Source organism: Caballeronia sp. AZ10_KS36, assembly GCF_023631105.1.
Lineage (GTDB): Bacteria > Pseudomonadota > Gammaproteobacteria > Burkholderiales > Burkholderiaceae > Caballeronia.
Map to the genome: position 1 here is coordinate 122368 of NZ_JALQDQ010000040.1, position 16697 is coordinate 139064.

Sequence of the window (16697 nt, forward strand, 5' to 3'; positions counted from 1 at the left end):
TTCGGAACAACAACGAACGGTTCGCCATGCGGCGTTTAAAAATAGTTAGCAAGCCGTACTAAACGAGCCGCTGAGCGATGGCTTCGCCGACTTCCTTCGTGCTGGCCTTGCCGCCGAGATCGCCCGTATGCGGCCCTTCCTTGAGCACGGCCTCGATGGCGGACAGAATCGCATCGTGCGCGGGGCGCTGGCCGAGGAAGTCGAGCATCATCGCGGCGGACCAGATCATCGCGATAGGATTGGCGATGCCTTTGCCCGCGATATCCGGCGCGGAGCCGTGCACCGGCTCGAAGAGCGACGGAAACGCGCGCTCGGGATTCATGTTCGCGGACGGCGCAATGCCGATCGTGCCGGTGCAGGCGGGGCCGAGGTCCGAGAGAATGTCGCCGAAGAGATTCGTTGCGACGACCACATCGAAGCGATCCGGGTTCAGCACGAAGCGCGCGCACAAGATGTCGATATGCTGCTTGTCCCATGCGACATCCGGATACTGCGCGGCGATTTCGGCGGCGCGGGCGTCCCACCAAGGCATGCTGATGGAGATGCCGTTGCTCTTGGTCGCCACCGTGATCTTCTTCGCGCGTTGCTGCGCGAGATCGAACGCGAACTTGAGCACGCGCGTAGCACCCTGACGCGTGAAGATAGAGGTTTGCGACACGAATTCGCGCTCGGTGCCTTCGAAACTGACTCCGCCGACGGACGAGTATTCGCCTTCGGTGTTTTCGCGCACGATCATGAAGTCGATGTCGCCGGCCTTGCGGTTGGCGAGCGGCGACGGCACGCCGTCGAATAGACGCGCCGGCCGCAGGTTGATGTATTGATCGAACTCGCGGCGGAACTTGAGGAGCGACCCCCACAGCGAGACGTGATCCGGGACGCTTTGCGGCCAGCCGACCGCGCCGAACAAAATCGCGTCGGCGGTTTCGAGCTGCGCCTTCCAGTCGTCGGGCATCATCTGGCCGTGCGCGGCGTAGTAGTCGCAGCTCGCCCATTCGATGTGCTGGTACTCCAGCGCGATGCCAAAGCGTTTGCTCACTGCATCCAGCGTGCGCAGTGCTTCGGGCATCACTTCCTTGCCGATTCCATCGCCGGGGATCACGGCTATGCGGTATTGGTTCTTTGACATTTCAGTTGGCTCCTGTCTGGGCGTTTTCTTTTTGCTGCGCTTGCCTGATCGTACTCGGGTTCTCCGGGTTCTTACACTCTGAGTCAGGTCGTTGGGCATTGCCTTTCGACTTCTTATTGCCGCAAGCACGGCACAAGGCACGGCGCATGCTTCGCACCGGGATTCCCGCAAGGAGATCCCATGAATACCTCATCGACCGCGACCACGTTGGACGTGGGCGCGCCGCATGCGCAGCGCGTCGCCTGCACGCTGAAGATCAACGGCGAAGCGCGTAGTTTCGACATCGAGCCGTGGACCACACTGCTCGACCTGCTGCGCGAACACTGCCAGCTTACCGGCACGAAGAAGGGCTGCGACCACGGACAATGCGGCGCGTGCACCGCGCTCGTCGATGGCCAGCGCATCAATACGTGTCTCGCGCTCGCCGTTTCGTACGACGGCGCGGCCATCACCACCATCGAAGGCTTGGCTGACGGCGACGCGCTGCATCCGATGCAGCAGGCGTTCATCGACTGCGACGCCTTTCAATGCGGCTACTGCACGCCGGGGCAAATCTGCTCGGCCGTCGGCATGCTCGCGGAAGGACATGCCCACGACGCCGCCGAAGTGCGCGAAGCGATGAGCGGCAACCTTTGCCGCTGCGGCGCGTATCAGAACATCGTGCACGCGATCCTGCAGGCGTCGAACGGGCAAGGCGTCGAAGGGACCGACATTCAGAACGAGGAGGCGCGCCCATGAACCGCTTCTCCTACACGCGCGCGAACGACGTATCCGCGGCGCTCGAAGCGCACCGCGCGCCGTCGGCGGCGTTTCTCGCAGGCGGCACGAACCTCGTGGATCTGATCAAGGAAGGCGTCGCGCGCCCCGAAAGCCTCGTCGATATCCGACGTCTGCCGATGACCGGCATCGAGCCGAACACGGACGGCGGCATGGACATCGGCGCGCTCGCCACGAACAGCGCCGTGGCCTACGACGAACGCATCGAGTCGCGCTATCCGCTGCTGTCGAAGGCGATATTGGCCGGTGCTTCGGCGCAGATTCGCAATGTCGCGACCGTCGGCGGCAACATGCTGCAACGTACGCGCTGCCATTATTTTTACGACACCGCCACGCCGTGCAACAAGCGCCAGCCGGGCAGCGGCTGCGGCGCAATGAATGGCGTCAATCGCATCCACGCCATTCTCGGCGCGAGCGAGCATTGCATCGCCGTTCATCCGTCGGACATGTGCGTGGCGCTTGCCGCGCTCGACGCGTCCGTGCGCGTGAAGAGCGACGCAGGCGAGCGCGTCATTCCGTTCGATGCGTTTCACCGGCTTCCCGGCGATACGCCGCACATCGACACGAACCTGCGCGATGACGAGATCATCGTCGGCATCACCTTGCCCGCCGATGGCTTCGCTCAACATAACGCCTACGTGAAGGTGCGTGATCGCGCGTCGTATGCGTTCGCGCTGGTGTCGGTCGCGCTCGCGCTGAAGCTCGACGGCTCTCGCATCGAAGAAGTGCGTTGCGCGCTCGGCGGCGTGGCGCATAAGCCGTGGCGCAACCGCGACGCCGAAGCCGCGCTGCGCGGCAAGACGCTCGATGCCGCCACCGTGCGCGACTTCGCGAGCGCAATGGTGCGTGACGCGCGCGGCCGTCCCGGCAACGCATTCAAGATCGAACTGACCGCGCGCGCCATCGAGCGCGCTTTCGAACAGGCATCGGGTATCAGCCTCGCCAGCAGAGAGGACGACGCATCATGAATTCTCCGAACGAACTGGAACGCATCGCGCGGCAGGGCGCGCACTTCAGCGGCAAGCCCGTCAACCGCGTCGACGGCAGAAAGAAGGTGACGGGCGAGGCGCGATACGCAGGCGAATTCTTCGCGGATGACATGAGCTATGGCTTCGTTCTTCCGAGCCGCATCGCGAGCGGGCGCATCGTGTCGATCGAATCGCGGCGCGCGCTCGAACTGCCCGGCGTGCTGATGGTGCTCACGCACGAGAACCGGCCCGAGTTGCCGCTCAACGACGCCGCGTGGAAGGACCAGTCCGCGCCGGGTGGCATGCCGTTTCGGCCGCTGTGGGACGATCGCATCTGGTATAGCGGGCAGCCGGTGGCGCTCGTCGTCGCGGAAAGTTATGAGCTCGCGCGTCATGCGGCGTCGCTGATCGAAGTGACCTACGAGCGCACGAGCCACTGCACGGATTTGCGCGAAGTCGAAGGCGACAGCTATCCGCCTTCGACCGAGAAGGGCGGCTTCGAGCCGCCGCCACCGCCGCGCGGCGATGCGGACGGCGCGCTGGCCGCCGCCGCGTTCAAGATCGACAGCCGCTATTCGACGCCGGCCGAGTATCACAATCCGATCGAACTGCACGGCTGCACGGTCATTCCCGAGCCGTCCGGCAAAATCACCGTCTATGAAAAGACGCAGGGCGTGCTCAACACCAAGCAGTATTTGACGAAAATCTTCGGCTTCGACGACGACATGCTCGAAGTCGTCTCGCCGTTCGTCGGCGGCGCGTTCGGCTCGGGCTTGCGTCCGCAATATCATCTGCCGCTGGCCGTCATGGCCGCGCGCGATCTGAAGCGCCCCGTGCGCGTGGTGTTGACGCGGCAGCAGATGTTCACGTTCGCGCATCGGCCGATGAGTCTGCAACGCGTCGCGCTGGCCGCGAATCGCGACGGCAGGCTGGAGGCGGTCATTCACGAGGCGGTGTCCGAGACATCGCAATACGAAGACTACTGCGACGTCATCGTGAACTGGGCCGGACAGTTGTATGCCTGTGACAACGTGCGGCTGGACTACAAGGTGAGCAAGCTCGACGTGCCGACGCCCGCCGACATGCGCGCGCCCGGCGCGGCACAAGGGCTGTTTCCGCTGGAAATGGCGATGGACGAGCTCGCCGAGACGCTCGGCATGGACCCGCTGAAGCTGCGGCTCATCAACTATGCGGAGCGCGACGGGAACAAGAACCTGCCGTTCTCCAGCAAGGCGCTGCGTGAATGCTTCGAAGAGGGCGCGGCACGCTTCGGATGGGACAAGCGCCCGCTCGCGCCGCGCTCGATGCGCGAAGGAAACGAACTCGTCGGCTGGGGCATGGCGACCGGCATCTGGGACGCGATGCAGAACGAGGCGTCCGCGCTTGCGGAGATCGGCGCCGACGGGCGTGTCGTCGTGTCGAGCGCCACGGCGGACATCGGCACGGGCACTTATACGGTGATGACGCAGCTCGCCGCCGATGCGCTCGGCGTGCCGCTCGAACACGTCGATTTCCGTCTGGGCGACAGCCGTTTGCCGAAGGCGCCGCTCGAAGGCGGATCGTGGACCGTGTCGTCGGTCGGCAGCGCGGTGCATGCGGCGTGCACACGCCTGCGCGGCAAGCTCGTGTCGATCGCGAAGGAACACGGCGGCGATGCGTTCGCGCGCGCGCAGCCGGACGCGGTGCGGCTCGACGGCGAATACGTCGCGTGCGGCGAGGGCAACGAGCAACGCGTGTCGCTGCGAGAACTGATGACGCGCGCGGGCCTCGACACGCTCGATGCGCAGGTGACCGTGACGCCGCACGACAAGCAGCAGTCGTACTCGATCGGCACGCATTCGGCGGTGTTCGTCGAAGCGCGCGTCGATGCCGCGCTCGGCACCGTGCGCGTGACGCGCGTGGTCAACGCGGTGGCGGCGGGGCGCATCGTGAATCCGAAGACGGCGGCGAGTCAGGTGTCGGGCGGCGTGGTCTGGGGCATTAGCATGGCGCTGCACGAGCACGGGCAATTCGATCACGAGCTCGGCCGGCAGATGAATCACAACCTGTCGGAGTATCACGTTCCGGTGAACGCGGACATCCACGACATCGACGTCATCTTCGTCGACGAGCACGACGACGTCGTGAATCCGCTGGGCGCGAAGGGCGTGGGAGAGATCGGCGTGGTCGGCGTGGCGGCGGCTGTCGCCAACGCCATCTGGCACGCGACGGGCAAGCGCGTGCGGGACTTGCCGATTACTCTGGACACGCTTTTCGCGTGACGGCTGCGAGGAAGAAGGCTGAGGAACAAACGGCGCGGGCGTACGTCCGCGCCGCCTTGCTAGCTGTATCTCCGCTCAAACCACTACACCTATCCGCGACAGCGCAAGTCGAAGAACGAAGAAGCACACGGAGGACAACAACGGCATACCCATGATTAGCGACGACCCGCGCCGCAACTCTGTAGAAGAGACGAGCACGTGCAGGCGCAACCCGGCGTCCAGCGCTTCCTCTAACACATGTTTGAGCGGGATCATTTGCGTTCCACCACGACTTCGAGATATTCACTGGGCAAGACGAGCGTCTCATCGCCGGAACGATTGCGAGTCTCGATAAGCGCCATCAGATCGCCGAGAAATGCGGCTTGCCGCTCGCCTTCGAGCGCGGCGAACGCCTTGTTCACCGGACCGTAGTAGCTGCGGAATACATCGACGAAATGCTCCGCCGACCGATACCGGAAGACGAACTCACGCTTTACTGCGCTGATGCGCGCGGCGCCGCTTCCGAGCAATTCGGCGAGGCGCGTCTCCGTGCCCCACAGCGCGGGCGACTTCACGCCAGTGGGCGGCGTGATGTATTGGCCCATCGTCTTGAAGACCTGTCCGATGGAACTCTCCGGCGTCCAGTTCGCGAGTCCGATTTTTCCACCCGGCCGGCACACGCGCATCAGTTCGCTCGCCGCCTGTTGCTGATTCGGCGTGAACATGACGCCGAACGTCGATAGCACGACATCGAACGATGCATCCGGGAAAGGCAGGGCTTCTGCGTCTGCTTCCTGAAAGTGCACCGCGAGGCCTTCGGCTTGCGCGCGTGCGCGACCTGCATCGAGCAGCGAAGCGACATAGTCGGTGGAAGTGACGTCGCAATAGCGGCGCGCGGCGGCGAGCGTTGCATTGCCGTTGCCCGCTGCGACATCCAGCACGCGACTGCCTGCGCGCAAGTCGAGCGCCTCGCAAAGATTCTCTCCGACGATCTGCAAAGTCGTGCCGATGACTGCGTAGTTGCCCGTGGACCAGGCGGCTTGCTGACGGACCTTGACGGCGGCGAGATCGGCGGCGGGCGAGAATGCGGTAGCGACTGCGGACATGACATGGCTCCTGATAGACAAGATGGCAGCGCGGCGAGATCGCTTAGGTGTGCTGCCTTTTTGCGGGTTGATAGGGAACAACACGAATTACTCGGCGACGCTCGTACCCGAGCCGCCCATTTCCTTCGGCAAGTCCTGCATCTTCGGCAGACCGTCTTTCATCGGCAGCTTCGATTCCTTGTAATGCACATGCACGCCGGGTTCGTATGGGAAGTCGTCGATCACGGCGGCATAGACGTCGGTCAGCCCCCAATGCGGATGCTCGGTGAAGAGATGCCCGCCGCAGATCCTGCACCATTTTCGATAGCTGTGCTCAGTATTGTTGTAAGTGGCGATATGGTCCGCTCCGCGAATGATGCGCAGCGCATCCGGCTTCCAGAGCGTGAACGCGTTGACGGGGCCCGCGGACCAGCGTCGGCACGATTCGCAATGGCAATAGCCCATGCCTTCGGGCTTGCCGTTCACCGTGAACCGCACTGCGCCGCAAAAACAACTGCCTTGGTAAGTAGCTGCGTCATTCATCTGGAGACCCCTCGTTAGTGTGGGTTGGCGAACGCAACGTCTAGGCTTAACCTTGCGTCAGTAGTGTTTCGCGTGGATGCCAGTATCGGCGCGCGGAGCCCTTCGTTGAATGACCGAGCGTCCAGATGTTTTGCGCGGGACGCCGAAACTTTGGGACTGGCCATGGATGCGCTTTCCGACGTTCTTCGTCTTCTGCGTCTCAGCGGGGCCGTGTATCTGAACGGCCATTTCACGGCGCCGTGGTGCGTGGTCGGGCAGGTTGCGCCCGCCATGTGCGCGACGTTCCTGCCGCGCGCCGAGCGCGTCGTGTCGTTTCACCTCATTCTGGAAGGGTGGTGCAGGGCGGCGTTGACCGACGATCCCGCGTCAGCCATTCGCGTCGATGCGGGGGAACTGCTCGTCGTGCCGCAAGGCGAGGCGCATCTGATGGGCAGTTCGCTCGATCTCGATCCGACGCCCGCCGAGGAACTCGTGGCGAGATATCTGGCGACGTCGCCCGGCGACGTGATGCGGCTATGTGTCGGTGGCGAAGGCTCGGGCGAAGAAGCTGGAAAAGAAGCGGGCCGCACGCGGATCGTCTGCGGCTTTCTCGCTTGCGACGATATGCTGGTCAATCCAGTGCTTGCGTCGTTGCCGCGTCTCTTCAAGATCGACATGCGCAACGACCCGCAATCCGCGTGGCTCGAATCGTCGCTGCGATTCGCGGTGACGGAGGCGGCCGAGTGGCGTCCCGGCAGCGCGACCGTGCTTGCGCGGCTTTCGGAACTGCTCTTCGTGGAAGCGGTGCGACGCTGCATCGCCTCGATGCCGGAAGATCGCCGGGGCTGGCTCGCGGGCGTCGAAGACCGGTTCGTCGGCAAGGCGCTCGCGTTGCTGCACGCGCAACCGGGTCATGACTGGACCGTCGATGAACTCGCGCGCCGCGTCGGTCTCTCGCGTTCCGCGCTTGCGCAGCGCTTCACGCAATTGCTCGGTCAGGCGCCGATGCAATACCTCGCGTGCTGGCGCTTGCAAGTGGCGGCGCAGGACCTGCTCGCTGGGCCGCGTCCGATTGCGGCAGTGGCGGAACGCGTGGGCTACGAATCGGAGGCGGCGTTCAATCGGGCGTTCAAGCGCCAGTTCGGGATGCCGCCTGCAAGCTGGCGGCGTAGTCAGGGCCGTGCGGTAGGCGATGCCTCGTCGAGCGTGGTCGGTGGCGAAGCGGACGAGGAAGCGTGCACGTCATTCGCCGTGCCAACGGGCGTGGGAACGCATCGCGAACATCGTATTAACGACGCCGCGTAGAGTCCGGCACTTCGATCGGCCAACGTGAATGGCTACGATCGGCAAAACGCCGCGGTCATCGCCGCTGTTCGGCAAGCCACGCTCGCCATCCCCCCAACGCGGAAATGTCCGTGCCCGACTCAACGCCATACGGCTCGCAGACAAAGCCGATCACCCACGAGCCGTCCGTGAGTTCGACCTTGCCCAAGGCGAGCGGCGAGGGAACGGTCGCGATGAACGAGCCGAGTTCGGCGAACGGCATGTCCCACACTTCCACCGCTATTTCGACGCCGTTTTCCGCCACACGCCACATGCCGGGCCTACGCGTTCCATCGGACGACGCCGGCAGCGCCGCGAGCCGATACGACGCAGCGGTGCGCGTTGCCTGCACGAGATGCGCGCCCCGGGAAAGCAGGTCCCGGTTGAGCGGCAAGCCCTGCATATGCGCGCCGCACACCGCGATGCGAACGCGATCGTTCGTGGCGATGCTTCGCTCGCCCGCCGACATCACGTTGCCGCCGACGCATGCGATGCCGCTCGTGCGTTGCAGCAAGTCGGCGACGCCCAGCAGATACTGGTCCGTGAAAGCGCGGCCGAAGACGGTGACGCCCCACGGCAGACCGTTCTGCATGAAAGCTGTCGGCGTCGCGACGGCGGCGTAGTCGAGCAGGTTCATGAAGTTCGTGTAATGACCGAGCAGCGAGTTCGGCCCGATAGGATCCGCTTCAAGTTCGGCGAGCGTGACCGGACGCGGATACGTCGGCGTCAGAACGAAGTCGAGCGAATCGAGCGACGCGTCGCAGATTGCCTTCAGCGCCTGCAAGCGGTACTGCGCGCGGAACAGGTCGACAGCGGTTGCGCCGGGCGCCTTCGCCAGCACATCGCGGATGACGGGCAGCACCGCATCCGGCTGCGAGAGCATCAGGTCGCGCACGACGCTGTAACGCTCCGCGACCCACGGACCTTGATACAGAAGCTGCGCCGCTTCGACGAACGGCGCGAAGTCGATCTCGACGGCCTCGCCACCGGCTGCTTCGAGCATCGCGCGAGCCGCATCGAACAATGCGGGACTTTCGGCGCATCCCGCGAATTCCAACTGCGCCGGCACGCCGAAACGAAACGCGGCGGGCGTGCCGAACGCGCGCGCCGTGTTCCACTGCGGATTCTGGCGGCTATAGGCATCGCGGTGGTCCGCTTGCGCGGTCAGCGAGAGCAGTTCGCTCGCTTCTTGCGCCGTCGCCGTGAAGTAGGTCACGCAGTCCAGCGTACGGCAGGCGGGCACGACGCCGGCCATCGAAAGCAGGCCCTTCGTCGGCTTCAGTCCGACGAGATTGTTCAGCGCGGCAGGCACGCGGCCAGAACCCGCCGTGTCCGTGCCGAGCGCAAAGCTCGCCACGCCGAGCGCGACAGCGAGCGATGATCCCGCGCTCGATCCCCCTGACGGATACTCCGGGCGCACGCTGTTGCGGCACTTGCCGTACGGCGAGCGCGTGCCGTTGAGACCAGTCGCGAACTGATCGAGGTTGGTCTTGCCAAGCGGTATCGCGCCGAGTTCGATCAGGCGCGCGATGACGGTTGCCGACTCCGATGGCGTGTAGGCGAACGCGGGGCAGGCGGCTGTCGTCTGTATGCCCGCGAGGTCGATGTTGTCCTTGATCGCGAACGGAATGCCGTAGAGCGGCATTGATTCGGAGTCCTGCGCATCTAGCCGTTCGAGGTACGGGGCGAGTTCCGCTTCGCTCAAAAGGTGAATGAAAAGATTGAACTCGGGATTCAGCGCCGCCGCTTTGTCGCGCAATTGCGCAATCAACGCGCGCGGCGTGAGTGTCTTCGCGCGATAGGCGGACCGAAGCGTGGATAGGCGCAGATCGAATGACGGCATGATGATGTGTCCCGTGTTCAGTGACGTTGGATGATGGCGACGCGCTGGCCGGCGCGCACGGGCGATCCCGGCGCGACATGGATCGGGCCGACCTTGCCCGCGCAGGGCGCGCAAACGGCGATCTCCATCTTCATCGATTCGATGACGAGCAGCACGTCGCCTGCGGATACTATGTCGCCGGTCGCCACCTTCACTTGCCAGAGGCTGCCCGCGATCTCGCTGTCAACGGCGACTTCGCCGTCTTCGAGCGCGGCGAATGGCGCTTCTTCGACGGCCGGCGCATCGAGCGTATCCTCGGTCGCGCCCGCTTCGCGCCAGCGTTCGCGCTCCGCGTTGAACGCCGCCTGTTGCCGCGAGCGGAAAGCGTCGATGCTCGCGGATTCCTTCGCGAGAAACGCCTGATAGTCCGACAACGACAACTCCGTTTGCTCGATGCGCAACGGATAACGGCCCAGCGGAAAATCCGCGCGGATGCGAAGCAGCTCGTCCGCCGGGACTTCGTAGAAGCGGATCTGATCGAAGAAGCGCAGCAGGAAGTGCTGCCCCGCGAAATCCGCGACCTTGCGATAGCGGTTCCACATCTGCAACGTGCGGCCGACGAATTGATAACCGCCCGGCCCTTCCATGCCGTACACGCAGAGATACGCGCCGCCGATACCGACGGAGTTCTCCGCCGTCCAAGTGCGCGCCGGGTTGTACTTCGTCGTCACGAGCCGGTGACGCGGATCGAGCGGCGTGGCAACGGGCGCGCCGAGATACACGTCGCCCAGGCCCATCACGAGATAGCTCGCGTCGAAGACGATGCGCTTCACGGCATCGATGGAATCGAGATCGTTGATGCGGCGGATGAACTCCAGATTGCTCGGGCACCACGGCGCATCCTTGCGCACGGTGGTCATGTACTTTTCGATGGCGAGCCGGCACGCCGGATCGTCCCACGAAAGCGGCAGATGAACCACGCGCGACGGCACGCGCAAATCCTGTTGCAGCAGCACCTGCTGCCACGCCTCGGCGACGATCGCAAGAAGGTGCGCGAGCGGCAGATCGTCGGGCCGGTAGTGAACCTGTAGCGAGCGAATGCCCGGCGTGAGGTCGATGACGCCAGCAAGTGCCTGCGCTTCAAGCGCCTGCATCAGCGCATGACCGCGAAAGCGCGAGACGAGATCGAGTTCCGCCGGACCGATTTCGAGCAGCAAGTGCGTGTCGCCGGAAACGCGCGCAACGAGCCTTTCATGGCCCGAGCCGGTGTCCAGAACGATGGGCGAGGTCAGCGGCGCGCTCCGCTCAGGCAGTACGTTCGGCTCGATGGTCAGCGTGTCGATCTCGCGGCTACGCTGGCGTGCGGCCTCGCGTGCTGCGTCGATATCGACCGGCACGAAGCGCACCTTGTCGCCCGCCTTCAACTGACCGATGTGCCACAGGTCCGCTTCGATGATCGTCACCGGACACACGAAACCGCCGAGGCTCGGGCCATCGGGGCCGAGAATCACCGGCATGTCGCCGGTGAAGTCGATCGCGCCAACCGCATACGGGTTGTCGTGAATGTTCGACGGATGCAGTCCCGCTTCGCCGCCGTCCTCGCGCGCCCATTCGGGTTTCGGTCCGATCAGGCGCACGCCGGTTCGGCTGGAGTTGAAATGAATCTCCCACTCGGTGTCGAAGAACCGCTCGATGTACGGCGCGGTGAAGTACTCGGGCGCGCCATGCGGTCCGTAGATCACGCGAATGGTGCGCACGCTGTCGAGCGCCGGAACGTTGGCGAGCGTCGCGCCCGCGTGCTTATCCGCGAGCGGATAAAGATGCAGCACGTCGCCTGCGCGCAGCGCGCGGCCGCCGTGTCCGCCGAACTGGCCTAGCGTGAACGTGCTGCGGCTGCCGAGATACGACGCGACATCGAGCCCGCCGCGCACGCACAGGTAAGCGCGCGCGCCCGCGCCGCGTATCGTGCCGAGCGCGAGCGTGGCGCCTGCGGGAACGTGGATGCTCGTGTTCAGCGGCTGTTCGACATCGTTCAGGTGCACGGGAATCTGCGCGCCCGTGATGGCGACGACCGCGTCCGTGTTGAAGCGCAGCGTCGGGCCGCTCATCGTGATTTCGAGCGCGGCCGCATCCGCCGCATTGCCGATGAGGCGATTGCCGAGCCGCATCGCGCGATCGTCCATCGGTCCCGACGGCGGAATGCCGACCGCCCAATAGCCGAGCCGTCCAGGATGATCCTGCACGGTCGTCTGCGTGCCGCCGCTCACGACTTCCACGGTCGTCGCGCGATAGGCGAGCGCCTCCAGGCAGCGGGTCCACGGTTCGCCCGATGCGAACGGCGTGTCCTGCACGATCTGGCGCAGATAGTCGCGGTTCGTTTCGACGCCGTAGACGCGCGTCTCGTCGAGCGCCGCATCCAAAGCGTGGCGGGCTTGGTCGCGCGTTGGCGACCACGCGATGATCTTTGCAAGCATCGGGTCGAAGTAGGGCGGCACCTCGCTTCCCGCTTCGATCCACGTATCGATGCGCAGCGCGCGGCCATCGGCGGGCGGAAACGCCACGTCGGTGAGCAAGCCCGGACTCGGTTTGAAATCGCGTCCCGGGTCTTCGGCGTAGAGCCGCGCCTGTATCGCGTGGCCGCGCGGCGTGAGGCTCGCGGCGAGTTCCTTCAAAGGCGTGAGCGTTCCGGCCGCAAGCTCGATCATCCAGCGCACGAGATCGACGCCCCAGACCTGCTCGGTCACGCCATGTTCCACCTGAAGGCGCGTATTCACTTCGAGAAAATAGAACTGGCGCGCCGCGCTGTCGTACACGAATTCGACCGTGCCCGCGGAGCGGTAATCGACGGCCTTCGCGAGCTTCACGGCGGCGTCGCACAGTGCGTCGGATATGCCTTCGGGCAGGCACGGCGCGGGCGTTTCTTCGAGCACCTTCTGATTGCGACGCTGCACCGAACAATCGCGCACGCCGAGCGCGATGGCGTCGCCGTGGCCGTCGCCGAACACCTGCACTTCGAGATGCCGCGCCCGCTCGATGTACTTCTCCAGAAACACGCCCGCATCGCTGAAGTTGTTTTCGCCGAGACGCTTCACTGCATCGAAATGCGTGGCGAGTTCGTCGGCATTCCAGCACACGCGCATGCCGATGCCGCCGCCGCCCGCCGTGCTCTTCAGCATCACCGGATAGCCGATGGCCTGCGCCGCTTCCAGCGCCGCCGCCACGCCTTCGAGCAGTCCCGTGCCCTCGAGCATCGGCACGCCCTGACTCGCGGCGATTTCGCGCGCCGTGTGCTTGAGGCCGAAGGCGCGCAACTGCGCCGGCGTCGGCCCGATGAACGCGATGCCCGCCGCTTCGCATGCTTCGCCGAACGCCGCGTTCTCCGACAGAAAGCCATAGCCCGGATGAATCGCCTGCACGCCTTCGCGACGCGCGACCTCCAGAATCTTCGCCGTGTCGAGATACGTCACGGCGGCGGGGCCGTCGCCGAGCGCATGAGCGATGGGCGCTTCGCTGACGTGAAGGCTCGCGCGGTCGGCTTCCGCATAGACGGCGACGCCGGTGACATTCAGTTCGCGCAACGTTCGAAGAATGCGGCACGCAATGGCGCCACGGTTGGCAATGAGTATCTTCTCGAACATGGAGGCAGTCTTGATTCGGAGGCGGGCCGTCCCGCCGTGAGAATGGCGAGCCGTGGTCGTCCACGGCCGACACGACACGCGTTCAGCGATGCGCTCGGGTTAGTTCGTCGCGTGTCAGTTCCTCGCGCGTGCTCGCGAAGCATCGTCCCGAGCGAACGAGCATGATGTGATAGATGAAGCTACGGATGCGCTTCAGTTCCATATCAAGAGCTCCGCGGGCGTCGGGTTATAGGCGTTGCACGGGTTGTTCAGTTGCGGGCAGTTGGAGATCAGCACGATCACGTCCATTTCCGCGCGCAATTCCACGTACTTGCCCGGCGCTGAAATGCCGTCTTCAAACGTCAGGCCGCCTTGCGCAGTTACCGGCACGTTCATGAAGAAGTTGACGTTCGCGCCGATGTCGCGCTTCGAAAGCCGCCCGTCGTGCGCGCAGGCCCGCAGGAAGTTGTCGCGGCAGCTATGCATGTAGCGCTTTTCGAGCGCGTAGCGCACCGTATTGCTTTCCTGCGCGCACGCGCCGCCCAGCGTGTCGTGACGGCCGCACGTATCGGCGACGATCGTGAGCATCGGATTGCCGAGGTTCGAATAGAGCACGGAGCCGGACGTCAGATAAAGGCTCTCTTGGCGGCGCAGCGTGCGTTGCGGATCGAACCGTTCGCGCGGATCGGCGAGACTGTAGAAGAGCGTATCGACGGCCTGATTGCCTTCCAGATCGACGATGCGCAGCGTCTGCCCGGCCTTCACCTCGTGCAGCCAGGGCTCGCCCGCGGCGAGCGTTTCGCGATACACCGCGCTTTCGGGATGTTTGTCGCTGACGGTAAGCGTGCTGGTCATGAGTAGGTCCGTGCTCACAAAAAGAAGCGTTCGGTGTTGATGAAGCCGCGTACGTTCTCGTCGCACGCGGTGCGGCAGAGTTCCGCGACATCCGGCTGCGCCGTGCTCAGTTCGAGCTTGACGGGCTTCGGCGAGTACTCGGGGTTCGGATCGAGCGGATGCTGAATCGCCGTGAGCACGACGAGCGTGTTCATCGGTGCGTAAAGCTCCACGTAGTCGCCCGCCTTCGAGTTGCCGGGCACGAAGCGCAGCGCGCCTTCGTCGGTGACATCAACACGGCTGAACAGATTGAGCGTCATCATCAGATCGGAGATGCCGAGGCCCCACTTGCCCATCTCCACGAGCAGGTTGTCCGTGCCGTTGCGATAGAACGCGTTACGCAATTCCTGATAGCGGCCCACGCCGTAGCGCTCGGTCACTTCCTGCGCGTTCGATACGCCGCCGATGCTGTCGTGCCAGCCGCACGTATCCGCGACGATCGCGGCCAGCACGCGCCCCATGTCGGAGTAGAGGCAATGGCCCGCCGTGAGCTTCGCGGTGTGCTGGCACTTCAGCGAATCGGGCAGGTTGAGCCGTTCGCTCTTCTCAGCCGCGTTCACCATCATCACGCTGACGTTCGCGCCGCCGCGCAGGTCCGTCACGCGCAGCGACTGTCCGCGTTTCACGATCAGCGACGTATGCCCGCCACCGGGGACGGTTTCTTCGAGCAGCAATGTCATGGGCGGATTCCCTCCAGTGGAACAAGTTCGATGTCCGAAGCACCCTGCACTGCCGCCTGCGCGATATGAACGGCCGAGGCGGAGTCGCGGGTGCGATCGAGCGGAATGTTGTAGGTGATGCGCGCGCCGTACGCGCCGGGCGCTTGCGGGTCCACGCGAACCTTGTCGAACACGAGCACGCGGCTGCCGAGCGTGAAGCCTTCTTTCAGGTCGTGCGTGACCATGAAGATGGTGAGCTTCGATTCGCGCCACAGCTCGGACAAGAGCGCGTGCATGTCCTTGCGTATGCCCGGATCGAGCGCGCCGAACGGCTCGTCGAGCAACAGCACGCGCGGCTTCATCATCAGCGCCTGCGCGATGGCGAGCCGTTGCTGCATGCCGCCCGACAACTGCTGCGGATATTTGGTGAGCGCAGCGCCCAGACCCACGCGTTCGAGCATCGCGGCTGCTTCGTCGCGCGCGGCGCGTCGCTGCGCGCCAAACAGCCGGCCCGTCAACTTCGCGCGCGGCAGTTCGAGGCCGAGCATCACGTTATGCAGCGCGTCCAGGTGGTCGAACACGGAATAGCGTTGAAATACGACGCCACGATGAGCGTCCGGTTCACCCGGCAGCGGCGCGCCATCCAGCAGAATCTCGCCGCGCGTCGGGCGTTCCTGGCCGAGCAAGAGCCGCAGAAACGTCGACTTGCCGCAGCCCGAGGCGCCGACCATCGAGCAGAATTCGCCTTCCTTGATGGTGAGGTTCAGGCGTTCCAGCACGACCTGATCGCCGTATTCCTTCCATACGTTGCGGACTTCGATCATCGCGCGCTCCCGCCGTACCACGGGAAGCACCATTGCGTGATGCGTCGGAGCAACTCATCGGTGAGCCACGCGAGCAGCGTGATCCACGCGACGTACGGCAGAATCAGATCCATCGACAGATAGCGGCGCACGAGAAAGATGCGGTAGCCGAGGCCGTCGGTGGACGCGATCGCTTCCGCCGCGATCAGAAAGAGCCACGCGGCGCCGAGCGAAAGACGCAGCCCCACCAGCAAGCGCGGCAGCAGTTGAGGCAGCACGAGCCGCAGAATCAGCGTCCAGCTGCTCGCGCCGAGCGTCTGCGCCTTGACCCACAACTCGGCGGGAATGTCGCCCGCGCGCGCATGCAGGTCGCGAATGATCATCGGCGTGATGCCGACGACGATCAGCACGACCTTCGACAACTCGTCGAGCCCGAACACGATGAAGAGAATCGGCAGCACGGCAAGCGGCGGCACCATCGAAATGACGGTGATGAACGGGGAGAGCGTCGCGCTGACGAGCGGGAACGAGCCTGTCGCGATGGCGACCACCAGAGCGATCGCCGCGCTCACCACGAGGCCGATGCAAAGCCGCCGCAAGCTCGACAGCGTGTCGGCCCACAACAGATACTCGCCCGTGCGCTTGTCCTCGGTGAAGGCGACCGACTTCACGGCATCGCTCATTTGCGCCGCGCTCGGTAACAGCTTGTCGTCGGGATTGACCGAAAGCCGCATCGACGATCCGGTGAAATAGACGGCAAACAGGACGACGAACGGCAACAGCAGCAGCATCAGGCCGCCGGTCCTGCTCGGATGTCGATTGATGAGTCGCATGGTGACCGCCTCGTTGAAGACTCGAAGA

The 16697-nt window shown here is 64.6% G+C and carries 13 protein-coding genes; 4 read left to right on the forward strand and 9 right to left on the reverse strand.

Translation table 11 applies throughout. From position 1 onward, the window contains the following. Positions 1–58 precede the first annotated feature (58 nt). On the reverse strand, positions 59–1126 hold the full coding sequence (locus NCR35_RS26055) for a tartrate dehydrogenase (RefSeq protein ID WP_250536807.1): 1068 nt from the start codon (positions 1124–1126) through the stop codon (positions 59–61). Between the two features lie 180 nt (positions 1127–1306). Here NCR35_RS26055 and NCR35_RS26060 point away from each other — a divergent pair, with 180 nt between their 5' ends. From NCR35_RS26060 to NCR35_RS26070, 3 genes are read left to right on the forward strand one after another with little or no spacing between them, the layout of a single operon-like run. Further along, a complete protein-coding gene (locus NCR35_RS26060; protein WP_250536808.1) occupies positions 1307–1864 on the forward strand; it encodes a (2Fe-2S)-binding protein in 558 nt (185 codons plus the stop codon). Continuing rightward, a complete protein-coding gene (locus NCR35_RS26065; RefSeq protein ID WP_250536809.1) occupies positions 1861–2871 on the forward strand; it encodes an FAD binding domain-containing protein in 1011 nt (336 codons plus the stop codon). Before NCR35_RS26060 ends, NCR35_RS26065 begins: the two co-directional genes overlap by 4 nt. Next, positions 2868–5132 (forward strand): xanthine dehydrogenase family protein molybdopterin-binding subunit, encoded by a 2265-nt coding sequence (locus tag NCR35_RS26070; RefSeq protein ID WP_250536810.1) that lies wholly within the window; start codon positions 2868–2870, stop codon positions 5130–5132. Before NCR35_RS26065 ends, NCR35_RS26070 begins: the two co-directional genes overlap by 4 nt. Positions 5133–5383: 251 nt before the next feature. Here NCR35_RS26070 and NCR35_RS26075 read toward each other — a convergent pair whose 3' ends face one another. Continuing rightward, positions 5384–6217, reverse strand: coding sequence for a class I SAM-dependent methyltransferase (locus NCR35_RS26075; protein WP_250536811.1), 834 nt, complete (start codon positions 6215–6217; stop codon positions 5384–5386). Positions 6218–6304: 87 nt separating this feature from the next. Further along, a complete protein-coding gene (locus NCR35_RS26080) occupies positions 6305–6739 on the reverse strand; it encodes a GFA family protein (RefSeq protein ID WP_250536812.1) in 435 nt (144 codons plus the stop codon). A 162-nt stretch (positions 6740–6901) separates the two neighbouring features. Between NCR35_RS26080 and NCR35_RS26085 the strand changes: the two genes are divergently transcribed. Beyond that, positions 6902–8023, forward strand: coding sequence for an AraC family transcriptional regulator (locus NCR35_RS26085; protein ID WP_250536813.1), 1122 nt, complete (start codon positions 6902–6904; stop codon positions 8021–8023). Between the two features lie 55 nt (positions 8024–8078). On the opposite strand, the gene atzF is transcribed toward NCR35_RS26085, so the two are convergent. From atzF to NCR35_RS26115, 6 genes are all read right to left on the reverse strand, one after another. Beyond that, complete coding sequence (gene atzF, locus NCR35_RS26090) at positions 8079–9884, reverse strand: allophanate hydrolase (protein ID WP_250536814.1); 1806 nt, start codon at positions 9882–9884, stop codon at positions 8079–8081. 17 nt (positions 9885–9901) lie between these two features. Next, positions 9902–13501 (reverse strand): urea carboxylase, encoded by a 3600-nt coding sequence (gene uca, locus NCR35_RS26095; protein WP_250536815.1) that lies wholly within the window; start codon positions 13499–13501, stop codon positions 9902–9904. Positions 13502–13693: 192 nt separating this feature from the next. Continuing rightward, positions 13694–14335: an urea amidolyase associated protein UAAP2 gene (locus tag NCR35_RS26100; protein WP_250536816.1), complete on the reverse strand. Its 642-nt coding sequence runs from the start codon at positions 14333–14335 to the stop codon at positions 13694–13696. Positions 14336–14349: 14 nt separating this feature from the next. Next, positions 14350–15054, reverse strand: coding sequence for an urea amidolyase associated protein UAAP1 (locus tag NCR35_RS26105; RefSeq protein WP_250536817.1), 705 nt, complete (start codon positions 15052–15054; stop codon positions 14350–14352). Beyond that, positions 15051–15857 (reverse strand): ABC transporter ATP-binding protein, encoded by an 807-nt coding sequence (locus NCR35_RS26110; protein ID WP_250536818.1) that lies wholly within the window; start codon positions 15855–15857, stop codon positions 15051–15053. Before NCR35_RS26110 ends, NCR35_RS26105 begins: the two co-directional genes overlap by 4 nt. Further along, entirely contained in the window at positions 15854–16669 is an 816-nt protein-coding gene (locus NCR35_RS26115; RefSeq protein WP_250536819.1) for an ABC transporter permease, read from the reverse strand. The genes NCR35_RS26110 and NCR35_RS26115 overlap by 4 nt, the downstream gene beginning before the upstream one ends. Positions 16670–16697 lie beyond the last annotated feature (28 nt).

Excerpts from the sequence above, each read along its gene's own strand:
- NCR35_RS26060 (WP_250536808.1), top strand. The coding sequence starts at position 1,307 with ATGAATACCTCATCGACCGCGACCACGTTGGACGTGGGCGCGCCGCAT.
- atzF (WP_250536814.1), bottom strand. The coding sequence starts at position 9,884 with ATGCCGTCATTCGATCTGCGCCTATCCACGCTTCGGTCCGCCTATCGC.
- NCR35_RS26055 (WP_250536807.1), bottom strand. The coding sequence starts at position 1,126 with ATGTCAAAGAACCAATACCGCATAGCCGTGATCCCCGGCGATGGAATC.
- NCR35_RS26065 (WP_250536809.1), top strand. The coding sequence starts at position 1,861 with ATGAACCGCTTCTCCTACACGCGCGCGAACGACGTATCCGCGGCGCTC.
- NCR35_RS26075 (WP_250536811.1), bottom strand. The coding sequence starts at position 6,217 with ATGTCCGCAGTCGCTACCGCATTCTCGCCCGCCGCCGATCTCGCCGCC.
- NCR35_RS26070 (WP_250536810.1), top strand. The coding sequence starts at position 2,868 with ATGAATTCTCCGAACGAACTGGAACGCATCGCGCGGCAGGGCGCGCAC.
- NCR35_RS26105 (WP_250536817.1), bottom strand. The coding sequence starts at position 15,054 with ATGACATTGCTGCTCGAAGAAACCGTCCCCGGTGGCGGGCATACGTCG.
- NCR35_RS26110 (WP_250536818.1), bottom strand. The coding sequence starts at position 15,857 with ATGATCGAAGTCCGCAACGTATGGAAGGAATACGGCGATCAGGTCGTG.
- NCR35_RS26100 (WP_250536816.1), bottom strand. The coding sequence starts at position 14,335 with ATGACCAGCACGCTTACCGTCAGCGACAAACATCCCGAAAGCGCGGTG.
- NCR35_RS26085 (WP_250536813.1), top strand. The coding sequence starts at position 6,902 with ATGGATGCGCTTTCCGACGTTCTTCGTCTTCTGCGTCTCAGCGGGGCC.
- NCR35_RS26080 (WP_250536812.1), bottom strand. The coding sequence starts at position 6,739 with ATGAATGACGCAGCTACTTACCAAGGCAGTTGTTTTTGCGGCGCAGTG.
- uca (WP_250536815.1), bottom strand. The coding sequence starts at position 13,501 with ATGTTCGAGAAGATACTCATTGCCAACCGTGGCGCCATTGCGTGCCGC.
- NCR35_RS26115 (WP_250536819.1), bottom strand. The coding sequence starts at position 16,669 with ATGCGACTCATCAATCGACATCCGAGCAGGACCGGCGGCCTGATGCTG.